We start from the raw sequence: 9,842 nt of genomic DNA, 5'->3' as shown, positions 1-9,842 counted from the left end.
GATACAACCTTTGCAAAAACCGTTCTCCAGCTACGGAGATTGAAAGTTTTTTAACTATTCTGTAAAGAAGTTGTAAAATCTATTTTACCTTTTTTTCTGGTTTTATGCCAAGTACTCTTGCCAGATTTAAACCGAAGATTTTTGCTTTGTCTTCTTTTGTCAAATTTGGATAGCTATATCCTTCTTGCATATCTTTAGGAATCTGAAATTCTCTGAATCCGTTGACTGCTCCCAAAATTTGTACCTCAAATCCTGCACAATCTGAACCCCACACTATTCTGTCTGGACCCACGTAACGATAGGCTTCTCCTATTATCTCCGCGAATCTTCTCGGGCTTGCATTTGCCCACGGGACCAACAAGTTTAAACCGATGTACACTTTCGGATGCGTAGCTGCGACCAGATTTAAAACATGTGGGTAGGGCCATCCTGCGTGGAAGGCGATTATTGTTAATTCTGGGAAATCCGTTGCCACGTCATCTAGAAGCATGGGGTCACAATATTTGGATCTTCCGGGAGGCACCCAGCAAAATCCGGTGTGAATGGCGACGGGCACCTTTAACTCAACGCACTTCTCATAGAAGGGGTAGATTGCTTCATCATTTATATAAGTGTCTTCTGGCGGATAGAACTTTATCATCTTCGCGTTTCTCTCTTTTACTAGGTATTCTAACTCCCATAGGGCATGTTTCCCTCTCCTTTTTAGGGGGCCTACGTTTGGAGTGTTTATGAATCTGTCTGGGTATTGTTCACAGACTGCTGCTACTTCCCCATTCGTCGTCCAGCGGCAAGCGTATCCCGTAGTGTCCATCATTGATTCTGGTATTATACAAGCCATATCTACTCCATACTTATCCATACATTTGAGTAGCTCTTCTGGTTTTTCTAATATCTTAAGATGTTCGGAGCTTGGTTGATTTGGATAACTTAGTGGTCGAACTACACCTGCAATTCCCTGCCACCACATTTTAACTCCTGGAAAGTAGGATATAAACTCTCTATGGCCCACCAAATGGCATTCGACATCAATTTTAAAGAAATCATCTTTCACAAAATCCCGCATTACTGAAGATATATCCCTTGCCAAATTTCATCACCATCCAAAAAATCTTACCTCACTATGTTTATTTAAATACCATATAATAATTTTTGAAGAAATAGCTCAAACATATATAACAAAAATTAACAAGTTCTACTTTTATTAAAAAGAGGGAAAGTTAAGATGTTTGTTTGCTATTTTCCGTCTGCAATAATTCGAAATCTTGGAATCTGTCCTAGTTAAATTCTATTGAAAATTCGCAGTAATCCTCGCCCTCGGAAAGGCATTTTAATTCCTGGCATCCTAAAGCCTTTTCATGGAAGTAAGTCTCCATCATTCCTACGAGGAATCCCTTCATAAAACTACAAGGGTACTTTCCACCATAGGCCATCGACTCAAAACAATATTGAAGCTTAAAAATAATATTGCTCCCGTTTCTTTCAATATTTATGACTTTGAACCAACCTTGTGACTCGTAGATTGAACCGAAAAGTTTTCTAACTTCATCATTGGTCATTCCATATTTGAAAAACTTTTTTTCAAGGCTCTGTTGTCCTCCTTCAAGCATTCCTGACAATTTATCTATAATATAAAAGCCGTGATTTCTTCCTACATTAAAAAGAATCTTGTCAGCCATCTCATCGCCTATTTTTTCACTCAAAACCGATCTAAAGGTTTCAAAGAGATGTAAGGGAATGATAATACCACACTCTTCTATGAGTGGCAGTCTGATTTTATATGGCTCTTTGTCATAGTACATTAGCTCTCTTGCATCCACTAGATTACGAGCAATCTTCATAAGATCCACACGGACTATATGTTGTTCTCCCGAAGCTCTAAAATCAATTCGAGTTAAACGCCAAATCTTACCTGCTCCATCATTAAAGCACTCCACTTTTCCCAGTTCCTTCAACCTCTGTAAATGGTCTCTAATAGTTCTCCAAGATCTTCCCGTCCTTCGGGAGATCTCATAAATACTCATAGGCTTCTCTCTTAAGCACAAAAGAATATCATTGTCAATTTTGGCGAAGGCCAACTTATTTCTTACCTCCCAAATCCACAATTACTTATTCTTTTTTAATTATTTATTTCTTTACCAGTGTTTGAATATTTCTCCGCTACGAGTACTTGTTAATTTTTATTATACTTTTAAGCAATGATTCTTCAAAAATTATCATATTGAATTTATATATGTGTTTTGACTTAGTTAAACAAAATTTTTGGAAATGAATATGGTTTGTATTCTGTAATAGGTAAAATTAAATTACCTAATTAGTAATAAAAGAACCTTTTAAATGATGATTTCGGAGGTGTGGAATTGGCTTTTGAAAAACTTTTTGAGCCGATTAAAATTGGCGATGTTGAGATAAGCAACAGAATTGCAGTGTCTCCTATGAACATGACCTTCTCAACGCAGGACGGATATGCTACAGACCAAAACATAGCCTGGCACGCACGGAGAGCCAAGGGAGGCTTTGGTCTCATAATTACTGATGCCATTATAGCGACAAGGCTTGCAGCACCATTCGTGTTTCACAGAAACCTATACTTATACGACGAATCGTTTATACCTGGATTAAATAGGATAGTGGAGGCAGTCCATAACTTTGGGGCAAAGATATTTGCACAGTTGAGCATTGGCTTTGGAAGACAGGGACACGCACTGGATGGATCAAAGCCTTATGCTCCTTCACAAATTCCTATGGAGATTGATATTGAAAAAACACCAAAGGGATTGATGGAGAGAGTATATTTAATAAGGGGACGGACGGACCCTAGGGGAGAGATTCCGAGAGAGATGACTATTGAAGAAATATTAAGTGAGGAGCAAAGGTTTGCTGAAGCGTGTGGAAGAGCAATAATTGCTGGGTTTGATGGTATCGAAATACATGCTCCCCACGGATATCTTGAACATCAGTTTCTCTCACCACGCTCAAATAGAAGAACCGACTTGTATGGTGGGCCTTTAGAGAACCGCATGAGGTTTATAGTTGAGGTTACCCAACACGCATTAATGGTTGTTAAGAAAGCGGTTCCTGTAGGTGTGAGAATAAGTGCCGATGAACATATGCCACAAGGATTCACTTTGGATGAAGTAAAAGTGGTTGTCAAAAAATTGCAAGACTTGGGAATCTCCTACCTGAATCTATCAGACGGTTCCTATGAAGCCCTAAAATACTTCTTCCCAGAGAGTATGGACCACGTTGAAAATCATCTCCTCAAGGAGGCTAAGGAGATTAAAAAGGTTTTAGACATTCCAGTAATAACACCGTCAGTTCACGATCCTATTATTGCAGAACGAGCCATTAAGGAGGGAGAGACGGACATGATTTCACTCGGCAGACAGGCTATTGCAGACCCGGATTGGCCCAATAAGGTAAGAGAGGGAAACGTTGACAAGATTAGAAGATGCACAAGAGACTGGATATGCCTCATAAGAGCATTGTTGGGTCTATATCCAAGATGTTCGGTTAATCCAGAAGTTGGCTTTGAGGAACAAAACCCAGAACTTTTCCCTAATAAAAGGAAAGGAGCAGCAATGCCTAGTTCATTTGTAAAATGGCAACAAAGTTAAAAATGTTAGTAAATAAACTAAATCAATAAAATCTTCTAAACCAAATAATGTAAAAAATTGAATCATATGTGGAGAAGAAAAAAAGGAGTTGGTTGAGATGAGTTTTAGAGGAAAAGCTGCTATTATTGGCTATGGGGACACAGCAGTAGGGAAATTTCCAGAGAGAACTTCTGTTGATCTAGCTTTAGAAGCGGCAAGAAAGGCCTTGGATAGTGCTGGGATCACAGCAAAGGATATAGATGGTCTTCTCACTACGAGATCCTTTTCAGATAATGTCTATGACTGGGGTATAGGTCTCGTGGCAGAAGAGCTTGGAATAAGCATTTCGCACATGTGGCAATGCTTTGCAGGGGGTGCATCAAGCTCGGCGATGCTTAACACAGCAATTGGTTTGATATGTTCAGGGACGTGTGATACATTGCTTCTGGTGTGTGCCGACACGTGGGGTTCTCAACTGAGTATGTCAGCCGCGGTCGGGGCGTTGGCAGATCTGCACCATAGTGACTGGGAGCGGCCTTATGGATTCCATCAGGTCTCCGCTGTTGCCCTTGCTACCAGAAGAGCGATGCATCAGGGTAACTTGACAATGGAGGACTTTGCCCATGTCTGCGTGTCTCTAAGGAAGTGGGCTCAGCTTAATCCGCTTGCCAGGTATCGTGATCCATTGACAATTGAACAGGTATTGAATGCAAGAATGATCTCTGACCCATATACTCTATACATGGTTCCTGCCTTATCTGATGGGGGATCTGCTTTAGTGGTGAGCTCTGCGAAGACCGCGAAAAAGACCGTCGAGAAACCCGTTTACGTCCTTGGCGGCGCTGGGATATTTGAGTTTGCGGGAGTAACACAGGCGTTTAGAACGAAGGGAGCAGATGCGCGTTCAAGTGCACGGTCTGGAGCTGCGAAAAAAGCCCTTGATATGGCCGGTGTAAAAATTGACGATATTGACGTGCGCGAAATTTATGAGGCTTATCCCATAGGATTACTACTAGGAATGTTTAGCCTCGGAATGGCTAAAGATTTGCGTGGGGTGGCGGACATAGTTAATGATGGGCGAATCGCGCCTGGAGGAGACCTACCCACAACTACTGATGGAGGCTTGCTGTCTCGCGGGCACAGCGCTATTTCTGGTGGAATGATGTTCAAGACTGAGGCCGTACGTCAGTTGCGTGGAGAAGCAGATAAAAGGCAGATAAAGGACGCCAAGTTTGCCTACGTCACGTGTATGGGTGGTGTAGGTGGTGTTTCCTTCTGTGAAGTATTGGGAACGGAGGTGCCAAAATGAGTGAGTACAAGAAGCCGGTACCAACTATAAGGCCTTGGACAAAAGGTTTCTGGGAAGCTGCCAAGAAACACGAGCTGGTTATTCAACAGTGCAAAGATTGTGGAGAAAAACAGTGGTATCCAAAAAATGAATGTGCCAATTGTAGATCCAAAAATTTGGGATGGTCTAAGGTCAGCGGTAAAGGAAAAATATTTTCCTATTCGATAATACACGAAGGAGCTCCCTTTGAATTCCGAGACGTTACACCCTATGTGATCGCCCTAGTCGAATTGGATGAGGGGATTATCTACGGTGGAACCAACATTGTGGGCTACAAAGACCTTAAAGACGTAAAAATTGGTGCCCCTGTGGAAGTAACATTTGACGATGTGACTAAAGAAATTAGCCTTCCCAAATTCAAATTAATATACAAAAGGTGAAACAAAACGACCCAGGCAAACTACAAGTTCATAATTTCTACAAAGGAGGGACAAGTCCAGAAAATTACCCTGAACCGCCCACAAAAAATGAACTCTTTGACACTAGAGATGATAGCAGAGCTCGACGATGCACTCCAAAAAACCTCAGAGGATGAAAGTGTAAGATGCGTTGTTATTACGGGAGCTGGCGATAGAGCTTTTTGCACAGGTGCAGACATTTCAATATTTGCAACCTTCACCCCCCAATTTATGTACCATTATCTGAGGAACATTGGTTTTAGAATCCAGCGGCTCATAGAGAGGATGGAAGTACCAGTTATAGCCATGGTTAAGGGATACTGCCTTGCGGGTGGTTTAGAAATCGCCCTGTGTTGCGACATGATAATTGCCGCCGAGGGATCACAATTCGGACTCACCGAAGTAAACATTGGGGGTATACCTGGCTGGGGAGGAACGGTGAAACTACCTCGAGCGATACCAGTCAGAAAAGCCAAAGAAATGATATACACTGCAGAGTTCATTTCAGCAGAAGAAGCCTATCGCATCGGCTTGGTCAATAAAGTGGTTTCACCGGATAAATTAGAGGAAGCGGTCAAAGAATTGACAGACAAAATATGTTCCAAGCCGCCTGGTGGAATAAAAATGGCGAAAAATGTCATAGACAACACATTAAAGATCGCCGATATCGATGCCGCTCTAGCATTAGAAAGAGAATCTGTGCTACTCGTTGGATTAGTTGGACCAAGACCAGAGCCTAAAAAAGAAAAATAAACATAATTTCCCCATTTTTTAACTTTAATTCAAACATGATTACTAGAAAATTAGTCATCAAAATATTTTATTTGTTTAAATCTAAAGTGGGAGTAAATCCAATTTATTGAACAAATTTTTAGGAGTGATTTTGATGGTTTTGGAGAAATTTTTTTGGTGGACAGATCAACAAAAACAACTAGCAGACGAGGTTGAGGAGTTTGGAAGAGAGATTACACCCTTAGCCACGGAGCTACGTTGGAGGCAAGAGTTTCCGCGAGTCCTTATAAATAAAGTTGCTGAGAAGGGATGGTTTGGTGCTTTGATACCAAAAGAATACGGAGGCATGGGTTTAGGCTGTACTGGTTGCTGCATAATTGCAGAGGGTCTTCTCCCCGTAACCACCTATTATGCCACAACGGCATTTGGGGGAGCGCATCAAATCGCACATTGTGGCACCGAGGAGCAGAAGAAAAGGTGGCTACCCAAAATAGCTCGAGGAGAATTAATTGGAGCAATAACCCTAACCGAACCCTTTGTAGGGTCTGACGCCTCGGGATTAGAAACCACTGCAGTACGTGATGGAGATGAATACATTCTTAATGGCAAGAAAAGATACATAACAAATCTCGGTTACGCCAATATATATATGGTTTATGCTAGGACCAGCGATAAGCCGGAAGACATTGCCGCTCGAAGACACTTGACCGGATTTATTGTTGAGAAGGGAATGCCCGGATTCACCATCGAAAAAATAAACGAGTTGTGTGTATATGATCCTCCAACACTCAACGGTTATCTAAATTTTGACAATGTGCGTGTGCCCGTGGAAAACAGAATTGCTGAAGAAGGAAAAGCATGGAATGACGTATTAGTGCGGGGACTCAACTTCGAGAGGCTCATCGTGTGTGCTGCTCTGCTCGGCGCTATGCGAGTGTCTTTAACTTATGCTGTCTATTCGACTCAGAGACGGATCCAATTTGATCAACGCACCTTTGACTTTGAAAGCAACCAATACCGAATTTCTGACATTATTATGAACCTGAAACTCTCCCGACTTATGACGTATTATTCAGCATATCTCGTTGATCAGGGAATAGATCCCATGATGGAGGCAACCCTACTCAAGATATTTGCTGCAGAGTCAAACACTAAGGCCGCCATTAATGCTATGAGATGTATGGGCGGAGATGGTGTCACAAAATTTTACCCGGTTGAAGCGGTGTTTAGGAACATAATGATGAATGAAATAGGCGGTGGATCAAGCGACGTAATGAGAATACTCCTAGCAAGAATGGCTACAAGATACAAAATAGGCTTTATGCTGAAATATCTAGAACCACCACGTCGACGCACACACCCAGAGCTGGGAGTACCTATACCGACTTTTGACCCAAAAGAAATGAAACCAAAATTCAGTTCTGATGACCCGGAAGTAAAAGTGCTTGAAGCACTTGCAGAAGATTACAAGGTTAACCCAGGGCTTTACATGACCCGCGAAGAATTACAGGAAGACACAGAACTCGATGACGAAGCATTAGATGAGGCATTAGTAATTCTAGAGGAAAAAGGACTAGCCAAACTCTATAGGATGCGCAACTTTATTAGACTTGCAAAAGCCACATACCCAGGTTTGAAAAAGGCAAAGCCCCAAGAATACTACAAGTGGTTACCGAGGTGGGTTGAAGATAATTTAGACAAATATCCAATTTTCTAAAAATAGGTTTGAGGGAGGTGAGTAAATGTATACTTTGGGTGATTTTCCGAGAAAATGGTCGAAATGGGCTCCGGATAGGGAGTGCCTGGTTTGCTATAGCTATGGTGAGCATAGGTTCAGTTGGCGTGAATTTAACAGTAATGTAAATCGATTGGCGAACGCGCTTTTAGAAATGGGGTTGAAGAAAGGAGACCACCTAGCGATATTAATGGAAAATTGTTACCAATTTCTTCAACTCTACTTTGCCGCATTCAAGACGGGAATAGTTCCCGTGCCTCTAAACTATCGATTGGCTCCCAGAGAGATGCTTTATATCATAGACAATTCGGACGCGGTAGGCTTTGTTGTTGGGCCAGAATACATTGACCTTACACTAAAATCACTTAAACCAGAGCTGAAAAAAATTAAGTACTATATCAGTCTTAGCGAGCGAGTGGAAGGCATGACACTATACGAAGAGCTAATTGATAAGGGCTCGCCGGCGGAACCCAACGTAGAAGTTGACGAGGATGATCTTGCTCTTCTTCTTTACACCGGGGGTACAACCGGGTTACCTAAAGGATGTATGTTGACTCATAGAAACCTTATGACTGCTGTTATGGATGCTGTCTTAACAAGCTCTCGTAGTCAATTGGCTCCTAAGGGTAACCCTGAAGAGGATACCACGTTGTTTATTCTACCCATGTTTCATATCTCATTGTGGCCCATACTAATGTTCTTCTTTCAAGGTTACCGTGTTGTAAACATTAAGCGAATAGACATAGGTGACATACTGGAAAAGATAGAGAAAGAAAAAGTAACTCATATGAATGCGGTTCCAACAATCTTCTGGCTGCTTGTAAACCACCCTGATGTGGAAAAATACGATCTTAGTAGCATAAAGGCATTCAGTTGGGCTGGGGCACCGATGCCCACCGAGTTATTAAAACAATGCATAGATAAACTCTCAAGCCTTATGACATCAGGCTTTGGAGCGACAGAGGGTATTCCCTGGTGCACGCTATTAGCGGATGATTATGCTGTGGAAGGACCGGAGGAGAAGGTGAGAAGACTAAGATCTGTGGGTAAGGAAACAATGCTCAGTAAAGTAAGGGTGGTGAATCCGGAAGGAAAGGACGTTAATCCCGGGGAAGTTGGGGAAGTGATTGTAAAGTCAAAATCAACTATGGTAGGATATTGGAAGAATCCAGAATTGACTAAGCAAGCCATAAGGGATGGCTGGCTCTACACCGGAGACATGGGAACAGTAGATGAGGGTGGCTACATCTACCTCTTAGACAGAAAAGCAGACATGATAAAATCTGGAGGAGAAAGGGTTTATCCCTTTGAAGTTGAGAACGTTCTCTATATGCATCCAGCAATTGCGGAGGCTAGTGTTATCGGTGTGCCTGACCCTAAGTGGGGTGAAGCGGTAAAGGCGGTAATCTACCTAAAAGCTGAGTACAAGGACAAGAATAAAAAAGAGCTAGAAAAAGAACTCATTGACTTGTGCCACGAGCACATTGCTGGATATAAGTGTCCCAAATCTTTTGATTTCACCGATTCTCCCCTACCAAAGTCGCTTATTGGTAAGGTTCTGAGGAGACAAATCAGAGAGAAGTATCAAAAACGCTAAATACCATTTATTAAAGCAAGAGTCTAAAAGTTAAAACAATAAAATGTACAAATTGTTTATATGTTCTTAGCTATGGACAAAAAATGGAGTAGTGGTTACTATGGTCGATGTCGCAATTGTGCATAGAAATATGGTGCCTGGGGTTCCCAACAAATACAACGAGAATGATGTGCTTTTTGTGAAGGAGATGATTAAAGAAGCCCTTGATTACCTCGGAGGAGTCGACAGCTTCGTAAAAGAAGATGATAGAGTCATCATTAAGCCCAACATGACTGGGGGAATTCTGGGACCCGAATCCGCAGGGGTGACCGATCCTCGAGTCTTGGAGGGTTCACAATAGTAGAAAGATTTAATGATAAATAATACCATTCTTGGACTTTATTCGTGAACCTAAACATCCGCAGAGACGTCTAATACAAGGCTATAACCATATGCCCAC

9 protein-coding genes are annotated in these 9,842 nt (G+C 41.9%); 7 read left to right on the top strand and 2 right to left on the bottom strand.

The genetic code is table 11. From position 1 onward, the window contains the following. Nucleotides 1-79: 79 nt before the first annotated feature. Both ACUVXA_RS11030 and ACUVXA_RS11025 read right to left on the bottom strand, forming a co-directional pair. Nucleotides 80-1,087 (bottom strand): amidohydrolase family protein, encoded by a 1,008-nt coding sequence (locus tag ACUVXA_RS11030; RefSeq protein WP_445871312.1) that lies wholly within the window; start codon nucleotides 1,085-1,087, stop codon nucleotides 80-82. Between the two features lie 187 nt (nucleotides 1,088-1,274). After that, the gene (locus tag ACUVXA_RS11025) at nucleotides 1,275-2,042 is read right to left on the bottom strand and encodes a V4R domain-containing protein (protein WP_445871314.1); all 768 of its coding nucleotides are present in this window, start codon (nucleotides 2,040-2,042) and stop codon (nucleotides 1,275-1,277) included. 315 nt (nucleotides 2,043-2,357) lie between these two features. Between ACUVXA_RS11025 and ACUVXA_RS11020 the strand changes: the two genes are divergently transcribed. The 7 genes from ACUVXA_RS11020 (at nucleotide 2,358) to ACUVXA_RS10990 (ending at nucleotide 9,743) form a co-directional block, all read left to right on the top strand. Next, nucleotides 2,358-3,614, top strand: a complete 1,257-nt coding sequence (locus tag ACUVXA_RS11020; protein WP_445871311.1) for an oxidoreductase — start codon at nucleotides 2,358-2,360, stop codon at nucleotides 3,612-3,614. Between the two features lie 298 nt (nucleotides 3,615-3,912). Further along, a complete protein-coding gene (locus tag ACUVXA_RS11015; RefSeq protein WP_445871310.1) occupies nucleotides 3,913-4,902 on the top strand; it encodes a thiolase family protein in 990 nt (329 codons plus the stop codon). Beyond that, the gene (locus ACUVXA_RS11010; protein WP_445871309.1) at nucleotides 4,899-5,321 is read left to right on the top strand and encodes a Zn-ribbon domain-containing OB-fold protein; all 423 of its coding nucleotides are present in this window, start codon (nucleotides 4,899-4,901) and stop codon (nucleotides 5,319-5,321) included. Before ACUVXA_RS11015 ends, ACUVXA_RS11010 begins: the two co-directional genes overlap by 4 nt. 30 nt (nucleotides 5,322-5,351) lie before the next feature. Next, nucleotides 5,352-6,092, top strand: coding sequence for an enoyl-CoA hydratase/isomerase family protein (locus ACUVXA_RS11005; protein WP_445871313.1), 741 nt, complete (start codon nucleotides 5,352-5,354; stop codon nucleotides 6,090-6,092). Between the two features lie 133 nt (nucleotides 6,093-6,225). Further along, entirely contained in the window at nucleotides 6,226-7,788 is a 1,563-nt protein-coding gene (locus ACUVXA_RS11000) for an acyl-CoA dehydrogenase family protein (RefSeq protein ID WP_445871308.1), read from the top strand. 25 nt (nucleotides 7,789-7,813) lie between these two features. After that, on the top strand, nucleotides 7,814-9,403 hold the full coding sequence (locus tag ACUVXA_RS10995; RefSeq protein WP_445871307.1) for a class I adenylate-forming enzyme family protein: 1,590 nt from the start codon (nucleotides 7,814-7,816) through the stop codon (nucleotides 9,401-9,403). Nucleotides 9,404-9,503: 100 nt separating this feature from the next. After that, nucleotides 9,504-9,743, top strand: a complete 240-nt coding sequence (locus tag ACUVXA_RS10990; protein ID WP_445871306.1) for a hypothetical protein — start codon at nucleotides 9,504-9,506, stop codon at nucleotides 9,741-9,743. The last annotated feature ends 99 nt before the right edge of the window (nucleotides 9,744-9,842 follow it).

This window comes from Candidatus Jordarchaeum sp., from assembly GCF_052745115.1.
The sequence above is the reverse complement of the archived record's forward strand: the minus strand, read 5'-3'. Positions and strand labels throughout refer to the sequence as shown.